This window comes from Mesorhizobium sp. M0500 (genome assembly GCF_040321165.1).
Taxonomy (GTDB): Bacteria; Pseudomonadota; Alphaproteobacteria; order Rhizobiales; family Rhizobiaceae; genus Mesorhizobium.
This window is the reverse complement of record NZ_JAMYRB010000013.1, coordinates 121987-141778: the sequence shown is the minus strand read 5'-3', so window position 1 is coordinate 141778 and position 19792 is coordinate 121987. Positions and strand designations below refer to the sequence as shown.

The 19792-nt window shown below is 62.9% G+C and carries 15 protein-coding genes; 11 read left to right on the top strand and 4 right to left on the bottom strand.

Translation table 11 applies throughout. The annotated features are described in order from the left end of the window. Positions 1-76: 76 nt before the first annotated feature. From NKI70_RS22260 to NKI70_RS22245, 4 genes are all read left to right on the top strand, one after another. Entirely contained in the window at positions 77-679 is a 603-nt protein-coding gene (locus NKI70_RS22260; RefSeq protein ID WP_352567980.1) for an SMI1/KNR4 family protein, read from the top strand. Positions 680-1011: 332 nt separating this feature from the next. Beyond that, the gene (locus NKI70_RS22255; RefSeq protein WP_352567981.1) at positions 1012-1614 is read left to right on the top strand and encodes an SMI1/KNR4 family protein; all 603 of its coding nucleotides are present in this window, start codon (positions 1012-1014) and stop codon (positions 1612-1614) included. A 142-nt stretch (positions 1615-1756) separates the two neighbouring features. Beyond that, the gene (locus tag NKI70_RS22250) at positions 1757-3373 is read left to right on the top strand and encodes a GMC family oxidoreductase (RefSeq protein WP_352697585.1); all 1617 of its coding nucleotides are present in this window, start codon (positions 1757-1759) and stop codon (positions 3371-3373) included. Further along, a complete protein-coding gene (locus NKI70_RS22245; RefSeq protein ID WP_352697583.1) occupies positions 3370-4581 on the top strand; it encodes a mandelate racemase/muconate lactonizing enzyme family protein in 1212 nt (403 codons plus the stop codon). Before NKI70_RS22250 ends, NKI70_RS22245 begins: the two co-directional genes overlap by 4 nt. Before the next feature lie 105 nt (positions 4582-4686). On the opposite strand, the gene NKI70_RS22240 is transcribed toward NKI70_RS22245, so the two are convergent. Next, on the bottom strand, positions 4687-5625 hold the full coding sequence (locus tag NKI70_RS22240) for a diacylglycerol/lipid kinase family protein (RefSeq protein ID WP_023719156.1): 939 nt from the start codon (positions 5623-5625) through the stop codon (positions 4687-4689). A 737-nt stretch (positions 5626-6362) separates the two neighbouring features. Here NKI70_RS22240 and NKI70_RS22235 point away from each other — a divergent pair. The 3 genes from NKI70_RS22235 to NKI70_RS22225 all read left to right on the top strand — a co-directional run bounded on the left by NKI70_RS22235 (position 6363) and on the right by NKI70_RS22225 (position 8610). After that, complete coding sequence (locus NKI70_RS22235; RefSeq protein WP_023719157.1) at positions 6363-6797, top strand: DUF4383 domain-containing protein; 435 nt, start codon at positions 6363-6365, stop codon at positions 6795-6797. A 6-nt stretch (positions 6798-6803) separates the two neighbouring features. Continuing rightward, entirely contained in the window at positions 6804-7934 is a 1131-nt protein-coding gene (locus NKI70_RS22230) for a hypothetical protein (protein ID WP_352697581.1), read from the top strand. A 160-nt stretch (positions 7935-8094) separates the two neighbouring features. After that, a complete protein-coding gene (locus NKI70_RS22225) occupies positions 8095-8610 on the top strand; it encodes a hypothetical protein (protein ID WP_352645045.1) in 516 nt (171 codons plus the stop codon). Between the two features lie 8 nt (positions 8611-8618). Here NKI70_RS22225 and NKI70_RS22220 read toward each other — a convergent pair whose 3' ends face one another. Beyond that, positions 8619-10298, bottom strand: a complete 1680-nt coding sequence (locus tag NKI70_RS22220; RefSeq protein ID WP_352697580.1) for an FAD-binding oxidoreductase — start codon at positions 10296-10298, stop codon at positions 8619-8621. A gap of 61 nt (positions 10299-10359) precedes the next feature. On the opposite strand from NKI70_RS22220, the gene NKI70_RS22215 reads away from it, so the two are divergent. After that, positions 10360-10845 (top strand): YegJ family protein, encoded by a 486-nt coding sequence (locus tag NKI70_RS22215; protein ID WP_352697578.1) that lies wholly within the window; start codon positions 10360-10362, stop codon positions 10843-10845. 26 nt (positions 10846-10871) lie between these two features. Here NKI70_RS22215 and NKI70_RS22210 read toward each other — a convergent pair whose 3' ends face one another. Together NKI70_RS22210 and NKI70_RS22205 are read right to left on the bottom strand one after the other, a co-directional pair. Beyond that, a complete protein-coding gene (locus tag NKI70_RS22210) occupies positions 10872-11843 on the bottom strand; it encodes a hypothetical protein (protein ID WP_352697576.1) in 972 nt (323 codons plus the stop codon). 61 nt (positions 11844-11904) lie between these two features. Continuing rightward, positions 11905-12945, bottom strand: coding sequence for a CapA family protein (locus tag NKI70_RS22205; protein WP_352697574.1), 1041 nt, complete (start codon positions 12943-12945; stop codon positions 11905-11907). Between the two features lie 143 nt (positions 12946-13088). Between NKI70_RS22205 and NKI70_RS22200 the strand changes: the two genes are divergently transcribed. From NKI70_RS22200 to NKI70_RS22190, 3 genes are all read left to right on the top strand, one after another. Continuing rightward, positions 13089-14342 (top strand): hypothetical protein, encoded by a 1254-nt coding sequence (locus tag NKI70_RS22200; RefSeq protein ID WP_352697572.1) that lies wholly within the window; start codon positions 13089-13091, stop codon positions 14340-14342. 113 nt (positions 14343-14455) lie between these two features. After that, positions 14456-17746: an excinuclease ABC subunit UvrB gene (gene uvrB, locus NKI70_RS22195; RefSeq protein WP_352697571.1), complete on the top strand. Its 3291-nt coding sequence runs from the start codon at positions 14456-14458 to the stop codon at positions 17744-17746. Between the two features lie 441 nt (positions 17747-18187). Beyond that, complete coding sequence (locus tag NKI70_RS22190) at positions 18188-19717, top strand: ABC-F family ATP-binding cassette domain-containing protein (RefSeq protein WP_352697569.1); 1530 nt, start codon at positions 18188-18190, stop codon at positions 19715-19717. Positions 19718-19792 lie beyond the last annotated feature (75 nt).

The following is a 19792-nucleotide window of genomic DNA, read 5'->3' as shown; positions in this document are numbered from 1 at the left end:
TTCGATGTGATAGATCAGGTTGACAAGGTAGACCCTAGAACCCGTCAAAAGTGGGTAAATGGAGCTATTAGGGACAATGCGTTCGCAGGAAGAATGGTCAAGCAATGAAGACGCTCGTGCATACAGAGAGCTCCGAACCCTAGTCGATAAATGGAAACGCCTCGGGCAGAAGACCTATCCGGATGGAACCGAGTGGATTGGCCATACCCCACATCGAGCGCCTCAAGCGTATTTGCATCAGCTGTACGCACCACTTGACGCCATCGGAATTGGGCAGATGGAGTCTGAAATTTCGCGTCGACTCCCAGATAATTTCCGTTGCTTTCTCATGCTCCACAACGGGATAGGTCTGTTTGCGAATTATATAAACGTCTATGGGCTGCGACGTAGCTGGTCACGCACAAATTTAGTGGAGGCAGGTCAACAACCCTTCTCCATACTGGAACCGAATGTGCAGAGACGACCAAGCAATGCACCAGACGAAGTTCTTTTTATTGGTTCGCTCGGAAAAAATAGAAATTTAATTGGCATGAATCCGGACGGGAGGGTCTTTCGCTGGGAGAGTGATGATCCTCTGTTCGGTTCGATCAACTCCTACTCAAGCGTGTTCACCTTCCTGCTGGAAGAAGGCAATGAGGTTGCGGCCTTGTTCGACCCGGATGGGCGCAGACGCGACTGAACTCGGGCAGCAGGCGTCAGGCTGACATTCAAACTGAATATCCCCGGTCGCTTTTTTCACATCGGATGCCGGAAGACCCGGCGACGCCGCCTCGCGCCCAAGCCTAGGTTAGAGCCGAATTCCGGAGCCAGCCGCAGCCACCATGCAGACCTATGATTTCATCATCGTTGGCTCCGGTTCGGCCGGCTCGGTCCTGGCCGAAAGATTGTCGGCTTCCGGCCGGTCGCTAGAGCCACTTGGTAAAGTTTTCGATGCGATGGATGCGTTCGACAGGTTAGACCCTACGGACCCGTCGAACTGGGTAAATGGAGCCTATTAAGGATATTAAGGAAATGCCTAAGCAGGAAGAATGGTCAAGCGAAGAAGACGCTCGTGCCTACCGAGAGCTCCGAACCTTGGTCGATAAATGGAAACGCCTCGGATACAAGACCTATCCGGATGGAACCGAGTGGATTGGCCATACCCCGCATCGAGCGCCTCAAGCGTATTTGCATCAGCTGTACGCACCACTTGACGCCATCGGAATTGGGCAGATGGAGTCTGAAATTTCGCGTCGACTCCCAGATAATTTCCGTTGCTTTCTCATGCTCCACAACGGGATAGGTCTGTTTGCGAATTATATAAGCGTCTATGGGCTGCGACGTAGCTGGTCACGCACGAATTTGGTGGAGGCGGGTCAACAACCCTTCTCCATACTGGAACCAAATATAAAGAGACGACCAGGCAATGCACCAGACGATGTTCTCTTTATTGGTGCGCTAGGGGACAATGACGATTTAATTGGCATGAATCCGGACGGGGGGGTCTTTCGCTGGGAGAGTGATGATCCTCTGTCCGGTTCGACCAAGTCCTACTCAAGCGTGTTCACCTTCCTGCTGGAAGAAGCCAATGAGGCGGCGGCCCTGTTCGACCCGGATGGGCGCGAACACGACTGAACTCGGGCAGCAGGCGACAGGCTGACATTCAGACTGAATATCCCCGGTCGCTTTTTTCACAACGGATGCCGGAAGACCCGGCGACGCCGCGTCGCGCCCAAGCCTAGGTTAGAGCCGAATTCCGGAGCCAGCCGTATCCACCATGCAGACCTATGATTTCATCATCGTCGGCTCCGGTTCGGCCGGCTCGGTCCTGGCCGAAAGATTGTCGGCTTCCGGCCGCTTCTCGGTGCTGGTGCTCGAGGCCGGCGGCAGCGACCGTCGCTTCTACGTGCAGATGCCGCTCGGCTACGGCAAGACCTTCTTCGACCCGGCGGTCAACTGGAACTACAAGGCCGAGCCGGATCCCGGCCTGGCCGGCAATGCCGACCACTGGCCGCGCGGCAAGCTGCTCGGCGGCTCGAGTTCGATCAACGCCATGGTCTGGATCAGGGGCGCGCGTGAGGATTTCGACGCTTGGGCAGCGGCCGGCAATCCCGGCTGGGGCTTCGATGACCTGCTGCCCGCCTTCAAGGCGCTGGAGGATAATCAGGCCGGCGCCGACCAATGGCGCGGCGTCGGCGGGCCGCTGCATGTCACCGACTGCTCGACCTCCGTCCATCCGCTCACCAAGCGCTATCTCGCCGCCGCCAACCAGGCCGGCCTGCCGCTCAACCCGGATTTCAACGGCGCCTCGCAGGAAGGCGTCGGCGTCTACCAGATCACCACCAGGAACGGCCGCCGCATGTCGGCGGCGCGCGCCTTCCTGCGCCCGGCGATGAAGCGCAAAAATGTCCGCGTCGAGATCAACGCGCTGGCGACAAAGATCCTGTTCGAAAGCAAGCGTGCCGTCGGTGTCGAGTATCTCCAGAATGGCGCGACGAAAACCGCCCGCGCCGGCCGCGAGATCATCCTGTCGGGCGGCTCGGTCAATTCGCCCCAATTGCTACAGCTTTCAGGCATCGGCCCGTCGGCGCTTCTTGGCGCGCTCGGCATTCCCGTCGTTCACGCCAACGAGAATGTCGGGGCAAACCTGCAGGACCATGTCGGCATCAATTACACTTTCAAGGGCAGGCTGCCGACGCTCAACCAGATCCTGCACCCATGGTGGGGCAAGCTGCTGGTCGGCATGCAATACGTGTTTTTGCGCTCAGGCCCGCTGTCGCTGTCGATGAACAATGCCGGCGGCTTCTTCCGCACCGATCCGGCCGCGGCGCGGCCCAACATGCAGCTCTATTTCCAGGCGTTTTCGACCGTCATTCCGAAGAGCGGCGAACGCCCGATCCTGACGCCCGATCCATGGCCGGGCTTTTCCATCGGGCTGTCCAATTGCCGTCCGTCGAGCTGCGGCGAAATCATGATCCGTTCCGCCAATCCGCGCGATTATCCCAAAATCGTCGCCAATGCCTTTTCGACCGAGGCGGACGTCGCTGAAATGCTGGCGGCGGTGAAATTCGTCAGGAAGATCGCCTCGATGCCGGCGATGGCCGAGATTATCGAGGAAGAGGTTTTGCCCGGTCCCTCGATCACCTCCGATGCGGATCTCATTCAGGATTTCAGGAAGCGCTCGGGCACCGTCTATCACCCGGTCTCGACCTGCCGCATGGGGCCGGACGCGGCGCGCGCCGTCGTCGATCCGCGCCTCAAGGTGCACGGCATCCAGGCGTTGCGCGTCATCGATGCCTCGATCTTTCCCGACAACATAACCGGCAACACCAACGCCGCCGCGATCATGACCGGATGGAAGGGCGCCGAACTGGTTCTGGAGGATCAGAAATGAAAATCACCGACGTCAAGACCTGGGTGGTCGGCAATCCGCCGCCCGGCATCGGCGGCAAGTATTTCATCTTCGTCAAGCTCACCACCGATGGCGGCGTCGTCGGCTATGGCGAAGCTTACAACGCCACCTTTTCGGCTCATGTCACGGCGAAAATGGTTGAGGACATGGCCGAACGCTATCTGATCGGCCGCGATCCGCACGACGTCGAGAATTTCTTCCGCCGCGCCTATTCGTCCGGCTTCACCCAGAGGCCCGACGTGTCGGGCATGGGCTGTTTCTCGGCGCTCGAAATCGCCTGCTGGGACATTATCGGCAAAGAGGCCGGCAAGCCGGTCTACAAGCTGCTTGGCGGCCAGGTACACGAAACGCTGCGTTCCTATACCTACCTCTACCCGCACAGCGGCAGCGTCCACTCCGAGGACGCCCGCGGCAAGAACGTCTACAATGATCCTGACCTGGCCGCCGCCTGCGCGCTCGAATATGTCGAGCAGGGTTTTAACGCGGTCAAGCTCGACCCAGCCGGCCCTTACACCGCCTTCGACGGCCACCAGCCGCGCCTCGTCGACGTCGACCTCTCCGCCCGCATGGTCAAGGCGATCCGCGAGGCGGTCGGCACCAGGGCCGACATCCTGTTCGGCACGCACGGCCAGTTCACCGCATCGGGCGCGCTGCGCCTCGCCCGCGCCATCGAGCCCTATGATCCGCTGTGGTTCGAGGAGCCGGTGCCGCCCGACATGCCCGAGGTGATGGCGCAGGTCGCCCGCGCGACCTCGATCCCGATTGCCACCGGCGAGCGGCTAACAACCAAATTTGAGTTCGCCCGCGTCATCGAGAACCGTGCGGCGACCATTCTTCAGCCCGACCTTGGCCGCTCCGGCGGCATTCTCGAAACCAAAAAGATCGCCGCCATGGCCGAAGCCTACCACATCCAGGTCGCGCCGCACTGCTACTGCGGACCGATCGTCGGCGCCGCCAACATCCAGCTTGCGGTGACGCTGCCCAATTTCCTCATTCTGGAATCGCTGAAACAGTGGGACGGTTTTCACGCGAAGCTGCTCAAGAAGAAGATCGAATGGCGGGACGGCAACGTCATCCCGTCGAAGGAGCCAGGCCTCGGTGTCGAACTCGACGAAGCCGTCTGCGAGGCGCATCCCTGGACCGGCAAGGACCTGCATTTGCAGATGCTGCAGACGCCGTTGATGCCGTGACCTGTCGAGCGGGATCGACAGACAATATCACGCGATTTCAACGTGTTGGACGCAGGATCGGAATCACCGCCGAAAGGATTTGAATCAATCCCTCAACACCTTGATTCAATATCTCAGCGTCAATGCGCCGGGCAGGATCTCGAAAGTTGCTGGTATGCGACCCGGCGATTCGCCGTCTATGTCGATCAGCGCGGCGTTCTTTTGCACATCGCCGAGCGGCTCGACAACCACTTTCTTGCCGCGCAGGATGGTGATCGCCGGATGGTTGCGGTGCCGCCCGCCATAGAGCAGGCGGATGTCCCAGATCAGCTTCAGCTTGCCGGCGGCGCGCAGGATGACGATGTCGAACTCGCCGTCGTTAAGCTCGGCGTCGGGCGCGATCATCATGCCGCCGCCGAAGAATTTGCCGTTGGCCACCGCCACCAATGCCATGCGCGCCTCGACCGGGGCACCGTCGTCGATGGTGATCGCAACCTCCTGGAACCGATAGCGGAGGAATTCCCAGACCGTGCGCCAGTAGAACAGTGCCTTGGCCGAAACCTTGCCCTTGCGCCTGTCGGCGTTGACGGCACGGTCGGTGGCGCCGGAAAGCCCGAGGCTGGCGATGTTGATGAAATGGCGGCTGGCCAGTGCGCCATGGTCGTCGACATAGCTGATGCAGCCGGCATCGACCTTGCGCGGCTTGGCCTCGGCAATCCGCTTCAGCGTCAGATCGACATTGTTCGACAGGCCGAGCCCGCGGGCGAAGTCGATGCCGGTGCCGCAAGGCAGCAGCCCAAGTTCAGCCGTCCGGCCGCTTTCCCGGAAAGCCTTCAGCAGCCCGTCGGCGACTTCGCTGGCGGTGCCGTCGCCGCCGGCCGCGATCACCAGCTCGAAGCCGATGGCGGCAAGGTCGAGCGCCAGCCGTTCGGCATCCCCCTCGGCCTGCGTTTCACGCAGCTCGAAATCACCGAAATGTCTTTTCAGCGAAGCCGCAACCTCCGGCCAATGCCGCTTGAGCCTGCCGCCGCCGGCGATCGGATTGAGAACCACCGCGACCTTCAAGCCTGCCTCCCCAAGGCCATCGAACACGCCTTCCAATCATTTGCCGGCATTGAAGCCCGCGCAGGGCCGCGGGGCAAGGGTCGATTACCCGACAATGCGGCTTCGGCATCGAGGCGGCAAATCCCGACCGGCGGCGGCAGAGATCGGAAAGTCGCTATTTTGGCAGGGTCAGTCCCCGATAATCCCGCTATCCACAGGCATGCGGCAGTTCCGCCAAACGCTTATCCGACGTACGTTAAAACCCATCTCAGGCGGCTACCGATCGCCACGCCGAAAGGCAAAGCGGAACGGCGGATTTCCTGAGGCCCGTACGGCCCTGAACGAGAACAGGCTTGCTTGTTGGAGGGATGGACGCCGAGACCTACGGGGCCGCGGGAAGCGTGCGAACGCCGACGGCGGACCGATGCTGCCATGAAGGACGGCAAAAACCTTCGATGGCGCGCTGGGCAAAGCTCGCAAGAGTGGAGACCGGCGTGGTCCGGAACGGACGCTGCCCTCGGGTGGCGACTGGCAGGACCGTCAAAATCAAGGCCGGCATGGCGCGACATCTTTCGGGAGTTGCTGCCGCGACCGTGTCCTGATCTGACAGGGAGGCGCTGGGAGAAATCCCGGCGCCGACTGTCTTTGTGGCCCCGCCTGACGATTTTGCCGGCGACGCTTCACGCTGCGCCAAAATCAGCTACTATCCATTTGCCGTCGGGGGCCGTTTAAAGGGGCTGACGGCAGGGGGACATTTCATGACGCTCATCCAGAAGCTTGCTGTTGCCTATGCTTTCCTGTTCTTCGGCGTTGTTGCCATCGGCTATGTGCCGGCTTTCAACGACGCCGGCGGCAATCTGTTCGGCCTGTTCTCGCTGCAATGGTACGACGATTTGCTGCACGCCTTCTCCGGCGTCTGGGCGCTGGCCGCCGCCTTCATCTCGCACCGCCAGGCGGTGTTCTATTTCAAGCTGTTCGGCTCGGTCTATCTGTTCGACGGCGTGCTCGGGCTGGTCACCGGTTCCGGCTGCCTCGATGGCGGCATTTTCATCAACGGCTTCCGCTCCCTGAACGACATCGAATTCCCGGCCCGCTTCTTCGCCAACCTGCCGCACATCGTCATCGGCGGCTTCGCCGTCTACGTCGGGTTCTGGCTGTCGAAACGTGTGTACGACCATTTCGCCACGGCCTGACCGGCCATGTTCCTGTTTCGCTGGCTGAAGCGCATCATCAAGGCGATCCTCTGGCTCGTCGTCATTGTCGTGTTGATCCCGATCGCCGGGCTGGCCTACGGCTTTCTCACCACGCCGTCGCTGGACACAACACCATTGCCGGGCATCGCCGGGGGTGCTCCGCCAAAGGCGCTGGCCGACAAGGTCCGTGCCGAGATCTCCGGCTACCAACGGCCGGAGGAATCGACCTTTCTCACCTATCCGGAATGGGCCATCGTCTACGCCGCGCGTGAATATGCCGGCTTTGTCGACAAGAACCAGCCGAGCGGCTTCCCTTATCTCTCCTATATCGGCCGCTTCTGGCAGGATTACGCGATGGTCACCCGCGCCAGCTCCGCCTACAAGTTCAACCTCGACAACCACCAGATGCTGGTGGTCATCGGCACCAGCCACACGATCGAGCACGCCATCCAGTGGGCCTATGAAAATACGGTCGGCCGCATTACCGAAGCGACAGCCGGCAAGCGCACCACCGTCGACATCTACCAGGCCAAGGTCGCGGCCGACTACGCCGGTTTTCTCGATCAGGTGCCGTGGTACCAGTTTCCCTATGCCGAAAAACGTGCCGGCCTGTTAGCCGTCCAGCCGGCGCCGGACGACAGCGCCGTCCGCGCCGGCGAACGCAAGCTCGCCTTCGGCCTCGCCGACACGATCAAGCAGGGCTATGCCGATCTGATCAAGTCGGCGCTCGCCGCCACCACCGATCCCGCGTTGCTCGACATTCATGTCTGGGCCAAGGGTCCGGTCGGGGAAGTGACGCGCAACGAGCCCGACACCTTGCTGGAGCGCGATCTCGGCGCCGACGGCACGGTCTTCGTCACCAGGCGCTATCAGGTGTTCACCGACATGATCCCGCGCCTGATCGACAAGGGCGTCTCCTTCGTCGAGATCGGCGGCAATGACGAGATCATGGTCACCATGCTTTCCAATGACGAGATCAATGTTCCCGAAGGTGCACGCACCTTGTTCAGCTACCCGCTTCCGGCGGAACCCTCCACGCGCCGCACCGGGCTGACCGTCGCCGTGCGCAAGCTGCACATCGTGCTGCCGGCGCTGATGACGGCGGGCGCCAGGCTCGAGCATGTCTACGATTACTGAGGCCTTTCGGTCACAGCCGGCCTCGGCAAGACGTTGCGTGATGCTCCGCCACGCTCATTCCACAATCGCGGCCAAATCCCGCCTTGTTCCGCAACGATTGATGATGCCGTAGACACGTTGTCTTGCGCACATGTGCCAGGCAACTCGGAGGGACAAGACTGTGATCAAGACCGCCCTTGTCGCCATGACCATCGTCGGCTGCGATTGCGACGCCAAGCTTTGCGAATATATCGGCGAGACGCCCGCCAAATGGTCGACCATCGCCGAATGCGAAGCGGCGATGAAAAGCCAGATGCTGCACGAGCGCAATTTCGACTATCCGCTGGTCTCCGGCATCTGCCGGACACAGAACTCGTCTTCGTCATCGCAGCTCGCTGCGACCGCTTCCGAGCCTGAATTGACGACGGCCAGCACCGCAGCGACAGACCCGCTGCCACCGGAACTGAGCCATCGGCCCAGTGCTGCGGTCGGAACGCAGGCCGCGGCGACGGAAACGGAAGCCGTCCGGCCGGTCGCCTATGAAGCGGCGGTCGATGGCGGCAGCGCCCTGCTCTACCGCACGAAGGCCGGCTACGCCGTGGTCAAGACCGATCTCGGCCGCGCCGCATCGGCAACGATCGGCATCGCCAGGCGTTCGGCGAACTGGCTGGCGGCGAAGCTGCCTGACGGTCTGTAGCCGCCGCTTCAGGCCGTGCCGATCAGTGCCTTGACGGCGCGATAAAAAATCGACGAAAACAGCTCGCCCGGATCGTATTGCAGCTTCTTCGCCAGGAAGGACGGCAATTCCGGATAGCAGGCAAGCAGTTCCTTGCCTGTGTAGTGGAGCTGGTAGGGCAGAAAAAAACGCCCGCCATGCTTGATCGTCACGTCGATCAGCGCCCTTGTCAGCGCCCGCATCCTGGCATTGCCGTCGGCGTCTGTCGGCTGATTGATGTAGAGCACCAGCGAATAGGCCGGCTCCGGCGCATAATTCAGCGCCACATCCTCCTTGTGGACGATGCGTACCGACGCGTTGAGCACCGGCAGGGTCTGGTTGCGCAGGATCTCGCGCGCTTCCGCGATGAACGGGTTATAGGCCGCCCGCGGGATGAAATACTCGTGCAGGATGTCGGTCTCATCGAGCAGATCGTTGAACAGATAGGGCACTGAATCGTGCATCGGATTGTTGCGCGTGACGAGGCAGGCCTCGCCCTCGGCCATTGCCGTCGTCCGCGCCACCGTGCAGCTCTCGAATTGCGGCTCCAGCGTCTTTTCGGTGAACCATTTCAGCTCCTGGAACAGGCTGCCCCATTTCGCCAGGTTGATGATCACCCGCTTGAGCCCGACCGAACCCGGTTCACCGATTGCCGGCTGGTCGGCCGGCGGCTGGTCGGCCACCTTGTCATAGCGGTAGACGATCATATCCTCGAGGAAATTGCCCGGCGCAGTCGACAGATGCCCATAAAACAGACCGATCGCCCTGTTTGGCTCCAGAACCTCGGCGAAGAACGTCGGGAAATCGTCCGATTTGATGATCTCGCGCGAGGTCCGGTAGACGGCGTTCTCGACGATGTCGAGTGTCGCCTCCAGCACCACGCCGAACAGGCCGTAGCCGCCGACGACGTGGCGGAACAGCTCGGTATTTTCGGCCGGTGAGCAGGTCGTCACCGAACCGTCCGCCAGCATCACCCGCATCGATCGGATCGAGCCGGCGACCGAGCCGGCCTGGTGGTCCATGCCATGCGCGTTGACCGACAGCGAGCCGCCGACCGAAAAGATGTCGGTCGACTGCATCGCCTTCACCGCGAAGCGCGGGTGCAAAAGGTTCTGGATGTCGTGCCAGCGCGCGCCCGGCTGCAAGGTGATCGTCTTCGCCGTCGGGTCGACACTGACCTTGTTGAATTTGCGCATGTCGAGGACCAGCGCGTTGTCGTCGAAGGCGTGGCCGCCCATCGAATGGCGCACCGCCGCGACCGAGACCTTCAGGCTATTGGCGCGGGCAAGGGCCAGCGCGCTCGCGATGTGGTCTTCCTCGCTGACTTCGATAACGCCGTAGACCGGTGTCATCGACAGGCCGCTGGCATCGTTGATGTTGCCGCCCTTGGTCAGCCATGGCAGCGCCGGATCGTAGGCTGGCGGGCCCTCCAGCGGCTTCTGCGCCAGGTCGATCCCGTCAATGTCGGCGATGCGCCCGGAATTCTTCTGCCCCGACGGACCGCGCGCCAGCCGCGCCACGGTCGTCCCGCCCCAGAGCATCGCGCCGCCGACCACCGCCGCACCCAGCAGCAGCCGCCGCGACAGGCGAAACCCCTTGCGTTCCTCGACCATAGCCCCACCCCACTGTCCCAGGAATAGCGCCAGATGGAGACAAAAACCAGTTGCCATCAGACGTTCGGCAAATGATGATCACAGTCGTTCTGGCGAAAGCGTCGAAAGCAGCCGCACCATGAAGCTTGCCGTCCGTGCCACGATTGCCCTGGTACTCGCGTTTGCTCCGGTCTCAGCCGACGCCCAAAGCGGTGAAAAGGGAGTCCTCGGTGTGGCAAGGGACGATCCGGAGATGGCGGCGGCGATTGAGCAGGCCCGCGCCAGCCTGGATGACTTCCTGATCCTGTCCGAGGCGCCGCCGTCCGGAACAGCCACGTTCAAATTGAAGGTAAGGATCGAAGACGGAACCGCGACGGAACATTTCTGGATCATTCCCTTTCACCGAACGGCGAGCGGATTTGCCGGAATTTTAGCAAACGAGCCGCAGGCAGTGCACAACGTCGTCGCCGGCCAGGAGATCGAATTCACCCGGGACGAAATTTCGGACTGGGGATACACCAAGAACGGCCATCAGGTGGGCAGCTTTACCGTCTGTGTGATGCTCAAGAAGATGTCGAAGGAAGACGCGGACTATCTCCGCGACAATTACGGCTTCGACTGCTGATGTCCGAGCGCGAGGCGCTTTAGCCGCTACCCCGCCTCCTCGTCCTGCGCCCCGATCTTGCGCACCAGCGCCGCGGTCGCCAGGATCGTGGCCATGTCGGCGATGATCGGCGCAACATGCTTGACATAGTCGAGCGGCACAGAGATGTCCGGCAGCTCGAAGAAGTTCTTCGTCTGCGGAAGCAGCAGAAAGCCGTCGCTGCCGTTGAGCGCGACGCGTGCCGGTTCCTTCGGCCATGTTTCGCCAAGCCATTCGAGTGCCTGCGCCAGCCGGCCGGTCACCAGCGGCCGCGCCGCCTCGATATTGTCGGTGCGGAACTCGTAGGCGGCATCGAGCTCCGGCACGCCGCTGGACAGTTCCTGCATCTTGCTGCCTAAGATGCCGCGGAAGAAGCCGACGACCTTGTTGGTCCGGCGCGCGGCCACCAATGTGCCGGGGAACGGCACGATCGTCTCGAAGGCGACGATGACGCCCTTGAACACTGCCGTCGTGCTCTTGCCCGTCCCTTCCCGGAGATCTGCTTCGTAAAGCTCGAACGGAAACCCCTCATAACGGCCGGAAAAAACATCATCGAAAGATTGCCGGTTGAACGGACCAACCGTCTCGCGCGGCAACCGGTCGAACGAATTCGGCTTGATGTTGTGCCGGTACCGCATGTCGTCGATGAAGCCGAAGATGATCGGCAACAGCGTGCTGCGAAACGACTGCTGCAATTTGCTCGCCGGCTTGATCGCCTGGAAATAGAGCAGGATCGCGGCCAGGAATCCGCCGATATAGAGGAACACATGCGGGGTCGAGAACCACTGCTCGTTGGGGTCGGCAACCCCGTTGAAGAGCCAGGCCACAAGCGCCACGAACACCAGCACCAGCCCGATGAAAAGTGGCACCCGCCAGCGCGTCCGGCGATGGGCCGAAGCTCGTTGCGCCTCATAGGCCTCGATGTTCTTCCTGAGGCCGGCGATCACCGCTTCGTTCGGCATGAAATCCGCAGTTTCCATCACCCACCCGCCGCCACAAGCCTGCCCGCGCTGGGCATGATAGCCGGTTTGGTGGACTGCGTCAGCGCACGGCACCGAAGACCGCATCGAGGCGGGCTAGAACCCTTTGCCTGGATTTTCCCGCCAGCGTTTCAAGCGGGACCAGCCGCTCGTGATCGCCGGCGCGCAACCGCATGAAGGCATGCAGCCGGTAGGCGGCGATGGCCCCGCGCGTGCCGGGATCGTCGCTGATCTCGACGACGAGAATGGCGCCGATGCGGCCGGGCCATGGCTGCCGCGCGAAGGCGGTGCCGATGAAATCGCCGAGCCCATAGGCAACGAGCGTCTTGCCGATCCGCTCGATCGGCTGCACGACATGGGCATGATGTCCGGCGATCAGGCCGACGCCATGTTCGGCCAGAAGTCGCGCCATTGCCCGCGTCTTCGCACGTGGAAAATGCCGGAATTCCCAATCCCAATGCGGCACCGCGCAGAGGAGGTCGACACCCAAAGCGGCAGCGTGCGGCCATTGCGTCGGATCGGCTTGCATCGAGACTCGGCCCGCGAACTGAGCCTCGTCGGTATTGCGCCACAAGGTAAAGGCGGCAAGGCCTATGGTCAGCGAACCAACCGCAAACCGCTCGACCGGAGCCGCAGTGCCGATCGTGCGGATGCCTAATTGCTCCAGCGCGGCGACGGTCTCGTCGAAGCCGGCAATACCCTGGTCGAGCACATGGTTGTTGGCCAGCGACAGCACCAGTTTTTCACGCGAAATGCCGGCGGCGGCCAGCGCCTCGGCAAGGAACCGCTCGCTCATCGCGTGGTGCGTGCCAAGCCTGGTGCCCAAAACAGCGCTCGGCCGCTCCACCACCGGGCTTTCGCAATTGCCGACCACCAGATCGGCCGAGGCAAGCAGTGCCGCAATCGCCGGATCGCAGTCCGGCGCGCGGCGATTGGCCACCGCCGAGATATCGCCGACGAAAACCAGCCGCACCGTCCGCGCCGGCAGTGGTTCGAGCACGGCTGCGGCCGCCGGAGCAAAGCCGCGCGCGTCGCCATCGAGCGAAGGCCGGAGGAAGCGTGGCAGCCACGACAGTTTGTAGGAAAGCGGATAGTTCGACACGCGACGCCCAATCGTTTGCCTTGTGTAGACCGTCCGCCGGATTGATTGAAGCGTCGACTGTTGTGGGTGAACCACAGGGCCACAGGCGCAGCGAACCAAATGCGTGTATGATCCACTGCGGAGCGACAAAAGGGGCGATCACGATGAAGCGTTTTTCCAGGCTGGTGGCGTGCGCCATCATTCTTCTCCTGCCGCTGGCTTTACCCAGCGCCGCGGCTCCCGAAGCGGCGGCCCTGTTTGAGGCAAAAATCGTAGCCGAACGCGACAGCGCTCTTGCCGCTCTGGAAGCCGCCGCGCCAGGCGATCCGGCAGCCGCCTACGCCGCCGGCGCCGGCGAATTCTTCACAGCGCTGGAGATCCTGGCCGGCGGTCTGCACCGCCACGGTTTCGACAGCCCGCAATCCTTCATGCTGCCGCTGATGCGGCTGCCGGTGCCGGACAATGCCAATCCCGAGCCGCTGACCTACGAACAATTCCGCGCCATTCTCGTCGCCTTCCGCGACCGGCTGGAGAAATCCGCAGCCACGCTGGGTTCGGTACCCGCCGACGCGGACATCGGCATGGTCATCGACCTCACCCGCCTCGGCATCGACCTCAACGAGGACGGTACGATTGCGCCGGACGAAAGCGCCGCGGCGATCATGGCGTCTCTGTCACGCGGCGGCGGTGCGCCAGACGCGGCCGCACCCGCCCTCATCTTCCGCTTCGACCGCGCCGACGGCTACTGGCTGCAGGGCTATGCCGAGTTCCTGATGGCGCAGGCCGACTTCTGGCTGGCGCATGATTTCAGGGACACGTTCGACGGCTCCTTCCACATGCTGTTCCCGCGCGCCAAACTACCGCTGCAGGACACGCTCGTTCCGCCGGACGGCGGCATGAGCGGCGGCATTCTGTCGTCCGAATGGCGCATCGCCGATTTCATCTCGCTGGTCCATCTCATCAACTGGCAAGTGGTCGAGCCGGAGCGCCGGCAAGCGGCGCGCCGCCATCTCATGGAAATGATCCGGCTGTCGCGCGAGGACTGGAAAGCCATCCGAGCCGAAACCGACAATGACCGTGAATGGCTGCCCGGCCCGCAGCAAAAAGGCGCCAGCCCGCTGACCGGCCTCGAAGTCGGCGAGCAGCAGGTGCAGGCCTGGCTCGCCGCCTTGGCCATGGCCGAGGATCTGCTGGAAGGCCGCACCTTGCTGCCGCATTTCCGCATCGCCGACAAAGGCATCAACATGAAGCGCTTCTTCGACGAGCCGAAGCCCTTCGACCTGGTGCTGTCGATCACCGGCCCGGCCATCGCGCCCTATCTCGAACGCGGGAAGATTCTCACCAGCGAGGAGTTCGATCAGATCCAACGCCAATTCGGCGGCGCCGGGTTTCTGACGTTCGCGCTTTGGTTTAATTGAGCGGGAAACGTGGAGGGTGCTCCTGACACCCTTCTGTCAGCAGCTGGATTGCGCCTCGCGCCACCCGCCACTCCGCTCTTTCCATTTTGGCCGATACCTCCCATATTCGGGCCATGGCCAGACTGTCCGACAAGAAAACGCCTCCGCCGGCGAATGACGAGCGCGCTTCACCGCCCAAGCGGCGCAGTCCGCTGACCGATTTCCTCGATGCGTCGGAGCCCCTGTACAAGGGCGGCTTTGCCGAGGCGCCGCAGACCGAGTTCACCGGCGCCCCGCTGACCGGCTCGATCGCCGACTGGGCCGAGCAGATAGAGCAGGAAGCCGAGAAGGAAGGGCGCCAAATCTCCCCCCTCGAGGGGGAGATGTCGCCGAAGGCGACAGAGGGGGTCGCCGGAGGCAGCGCGGGACGCAAAGGAACGTCGAGTACTGCCGCACCGACCCCACCCGGCGGCTCCGCCGCCACCCTCCCCTCGAGGGGGAGGGAAGGCGCCAAGTCTGCCAAGAAAATCCCCGAGCGCTCCTCTTCCCCCGGCCGTACGGCACGCGGTACCTCGATGGGCGGCGCGGCTTCGGCGCGGGAGCGCACTGCGGCCGGTCTCAACCCTGTCGCCGGCCTCGATGTCTCACTGGAAGAGGCCGAGACAATGGCCTCGGGCGGCGTCACCGCCACCGTCGCGGCGCTGTCGGCGCTGATCGAATCCGGCAATCCGTTGCATAAGGACGGCGTGCTGTGGACGCCGCACCGTCCCGCCCGGCCGGAAAAATCCGAAGGCGGCATCGCCATCAAGATGGTCTCGGATTTCGAGCCCGCCGGCGACCAGCCGACGGCGATCAAGGATCTCGTCGAGGGCGTCAGCAGCAACGACCGCACCCAGGTTCTGCTCGGCGTCACGGGCTCGGGCAAGACCTTCACCATGGCCAAGGTGATCGAGGAGACGCAGCGCCCCGCTCTGATCCTGGCGCCCAACAAGACGTTGGCCGCGCAGCTCTATTCCGAATTCAAGAAATTCTTCCCGGAAAACGCCGTCGAGTATTTCGTCAGCTACTACGACTATTACCAGCCTGAGGCCTATGTGCCCCGGACCGACACCTACATCGAGAAGGAATCCTCGATCAACGAGCAGATCGACCGCATGCGCCATTCGGCGACGCGCTCGCTGCTCGAGCGCGACGACGTCATCATCGTCGCCTCGGTGTCCTGCATCTACGGTATCGGCTCGGTCGAGACCTACACGGCGATGACCTTCCAGATGCAGATCGGCGACCGGCTCGACCAGCGCGCGTTGCTCGCTGACCTCGTCGCCCAGCAGTACAAGCGCCAGGACATCAACTTCGTCCGCGGCTCGTTCCGGGTGCGCGGCGACACGATCGAGATCTTCCCGGCCCACCTCGAGGACCGCGCCTGGCGCATCTCGCTGTTCGGCGACGAGATCGAGGCGATTACCGAATTCGACCCGCTGACGGGACAGAAGACCGGCGAGCTGAAGAGCGTCAAGATCTACGCCAATTCGCACTATGTGACGCCGCGTCCGACCCTCAATCAGGCCATCAAATCGATCAAGGAAGAGCTCAAGCACCGGCTGGTCGAACTCGAACGGGCCGGTCGGTTGCTGGAGGCGCAGCGACTTGAGCAGCGCACCCGCTTCGACCTGGAGATGCTGGAAGCGACCGGCTCCTGCGCCGGCATCGAGAATTACTCGCGCTATCTGACCGGCCGCCAGCCGGGCGATCCGCCGCCGACCTTGTTCGAATACATCCCCGACAATGCGTTGGTCTTTGTCGACGAAAGTCACGTCACCATACCGCAGATCGGCGGCATGTATCGCGGCGACTTTCGCCGCAAGGCGACGCTGGCCGAGTATGGGTTCCGCCTGCCGTCCTGCATGGACAACCGGCCGCTGCGCTTCGAGGAGTGGGACGCCATGCGCCCGCTTTCCGTTGCGGTTTCGGCAACGCCCGGCGGTTGGGAGATGGAGCAGTCCGGCGGTGTCTTTGCCGAACAGGTCATCCGCCCGACCGGCCTGATCGATCCGCCGGTCGAAGTGCGCCCGGCCAAGAGCCAGGTCGACGACGTTGTCGGCGAAATCCGCGAGACCACCAAGGCGGGCTACCGCACGCTGGTCACCGTGCTGACCAAGCGCATGGCCGAGGATTTGACCGAATATCTGCACGAGCAAGGCATACGCGTGCGCTACATGCACTCCGACATCGACACGCTGGAGCGCATCGAGATCCTGCGCGACCTGCGCCTCGGCGCCTTCGACGTGCTGGTCGGCATCAACCTGCTGCGCGAAGGCCTCGACATTCCCGAATGCGGCTTCGTCGCCATTCTCGATGCCGACAAGGAAGGTTTCCTGCGCTCCGAGACATCGCTGATCCAGACCATCGGCCGCGCCGCCAGAAACGTCGACGGCAAGGTCATCCTCTATGCCGACCAGATCACCGGCTCGATGGAGCGGGCAATGGCCGAGACCAACCGCCGTCGCGAAAAGCAGATGGAGTGGAACGCGGCCAACGGCATCACCCCGGAATCGGTCAAGTCGCGCATTTCGGACATCCTGGACTCGGTCTACGAGAAGGACCATGTCCGCGCCGACATTTCGCAGTTCACCGACAGCGCCGGCGCGATGATGGGCAACAATCTGAAGGCGCATCTCGACGCCCTGGACAAGCAGATGCGCGACGCCGCCGCCAACCTCGATTTCGAGAAGGCCGCCCGCATTCGCGACGAGATCAAACGGCTGCGCGAGATGGAACTGTCCATCTCCGACGATCCGCTGGCCAAATATGCCGACATGGAAAGCCCGGTCTCGGGCCGCGAAAAGGGCAAGCACAACAAGGGCATGGCCAAACATCGTACGGCTGAGGAACAGGAGCGTTTCCGCAAGCTCGACGAGGCACGTGCCGCCGAAGAGGCGGCCCGGCCCAACCTCTTTCGCAAGCCCGCGCTCGACGAGATGGGCGCCGACGGCGCCGTACCGGTCAAGAAGCCGCTCTTTGCCAAACCGTCGCTCGACGCAATGGGGCCGGGCACCGACATGCCGACGCCGGCCGGCGCGGTGTCGCGTTCACTGTTCAAGAAACAGTCGGCCGAAGAAGCGCACGGCTCCGATTTCGGCATCCCCGGTGACTCCACCAAGCCGCTGTTCAGGAAGAATTCGCTGGATGAGATGACCGTGCGGCGCACAGAAAAGCCTGTTGAGGGAAGAGTGCCGGCGAAGCCGCAGCCGATCTCCCCCCAAGTGGGGGAGATGCCCGGCAGGGCAGAGGGGGGCGCGAAGGAACGCGACGATTCCGCCAAACCTGTTGCCCGCCAGCGCGCCGGCATCGGCTCCTACGAAGACCCCGCCGACGCCCGCCGCGAAAAGCGCCGTCCCGGCAAGACGGGACGGCCGGGACGGTAGCGAGCTTCCCTTCTCCCCTTGTGGGAGAAGGTGGATCGGCGCGCAGCGCCGAGACGGTTGAGGGGTGCTGGACGGATCGCCGTCGGTGCCAAGCTGGAGCACCCCTCATCCGACCGCTTCGCGGCCACCTTCTCCCACAAGTGGAGAAGGGGGAGCCTAGCCACTTGCCATCGGCCCTACCCTTGGTGTAGCCAGTTTCTACAACTCGAACGTCTTGAAAGGAGGGCTGCGTGTTATTTTCTCACCACCGTCAGCGCGGCCCTGTCCCTGCCCTGCGAGCTTGCTTGCAGGGCTGACCAGAGACGGTCCGGGTTTTTCTTCCCGCTTCGATTTTTTTGGTCCGCCCTTCGTGGTGCTGCAACGCTGAGCCTGATGGCCAGCCTGCGCACCGTCAAAGTGCATTGAACCGGAATTCACTCCGGACAGACCAGAGAAATCGACATGGCCCTGATCAGCCTCAAGTCTCTCGGCGTCACCATGAGTGCGCCGCTCTTGTCCAACCTCGACCTCACCATCGGCACCGGCGACCGGCTCGGCATCGTCGCCGCCAATGGTCGGGGCAAATCCACTTTGCTGAAGTGCCTGACCGGCGAGATCGAAGCCACCACAGGCGACATCACCCGCACGCGCGGCCTGCGCGTCGGTTATGTCGAGCAGGTCGTCCCCGCAGCCTTGGCCGGACGTAGCTTTCATGAGGTGGTGGCCGACGCCTTGCCGGCCGAGCAGGCCGAAAGCGAGCAATGGCGCGTTGACGTGGTTCTCGACTCGCTCGACGTGCCGGAGCCGATGCGCGAGCGGCCAATCCAGGCGCTGAGCGGCGGCTGGCAAAGGCTGGCGTTGATCGCCCGCGTCTGGGTCACCGATCCCGACGTCCTGCTTCTCGACGAGCCGACCAATCACCTCGATCTCGGCAAGATCAGCCAGCTCGAGACCTGGCTGAACGCGCTGCCACGTGAGGTGCCGCTGGTGATCGCCAGCCACGACCGGGCGTTCCTCGACGCGACGACCAACCGGACGCTGTTCCTGCGCCCCGAACAGTCGCCGGTGTTTTCGCTGCCCTATTCGCGGGCGCGGCTTGCACTGGACGAGGTCGATGCCGCGACCGAACGCAAGTTCCAGCGCGACATGAAGATGGCACAGCAGTTGCGCCGGCAAGCGGCCAAGCTGAACAATATCGGCATCAATTCCGGCAGCGATCTTTTGACGGTCAAGACCAGGCAACTGAACCAACGCGCCCAGCGCCTCGAGGCGGTCGCAGCCCCCGCGCATCGCGAAAAGTCGGCGGGCGCGATCAAGCTCGCCAACCGCGGCAGCCATGCCAAGGTGCTGATCACGCTCGACGAGTTGGTGGTCGGAACACCTGACGGCACGGTTCTGTTCAGCACCGGCAAGCGCCACATCCGCCAAGGCGACCGCATCGTCCTGCTCGGCCGTAACGGCGTCGGCAAGTCACGGCTGATCGGCCTGATCCGGAACGCCATCGTCGAGCCGGAAACGGCGGCGCGAAGCCTGAAGGTGACGCCGTCGACGGTGCTCGGCTATAGCGACCAGGCATTGTCGGGCATCGGCGGCGACGACACGCCGCTGGCGATGCTCTCGCGCAGATTCGATGTCGGCGAGCAGCGCGCCCGCTCGCTGCTGGCGGGCGCCGGCGTCAGCATCGACATGCAGGAGCGCAGGATCGGCGTGCTGTCGGGCGGACAGAAGGCACGGCTGATGATGCTGGCGCTGAGGCTCGCCAATCCCAATTTCTATTTACTCGACGAGCCGACCAATCATCTCGATATCGATGGTCAGGAAGCACTGGAAGCGGAATTGCTGGAACATCAGGCGAGCTGCCTGCTTGCCTCGCACGACCGCTCCTTCATCCGCGCGGTTGGCAACCGCTTCTGGCTGATCGAGAAACGGCGATTGACCGAGATCGACAGCCCGGAGGAGTTCTTCCGGGAGGTTGCCGAAGCCGGCGGCTGAAGGCTTGCGGAAAAAAATTCCGGCGCTCTGTCGGATGATGATCGCATGCCACGTCCTTGGGTTGCCGACACGGTG